1 protein-coding gene is annotated in these 209 nt (G+C 42.1%); it reads left to right on the plus strand.

All coding sequences use genetic code 11. The features are described 5' to 3' along the window. Positions 1-14: 14 nt before the first annotated feature. Positions 15-209: 3'-5' exonuclease (locus VCHENC03_RS18410; protein WP_009705211.1), on the plus strand; the 195-nt coding region annotated here is incomplete at its 3' end.

Raw genomic sequence — 209 nt, forward strand, 5'->3', positions numbered from 1 at the left:
GTCAAGGTGTTGCTATGAAAAAACTGTCTACTGAAAATGCGATCATCATCGATACAGAAACTACTGGCTTAGGCTCTGACGCAGAAATTGTTGAGTTCACTGCTATCTGTGCTGATTCTGGCAAAGTTATCGTGAACGAACTTGTTAAACCAACTTGTTCTATTCCTGCTGACGCGACAGCTATTCATGGCATCACCAATGAAGACGTT

The sequence above is a fragment of the Vibrio sp. HENC-03 genome (assembly GCF_000305755.2).
Lineage (GTDB): Bacteria > Pseudomonadota > Gammaproteobacteria > Enterobacterales > Vibrionaceae > Vibrio > Vibrio owensii.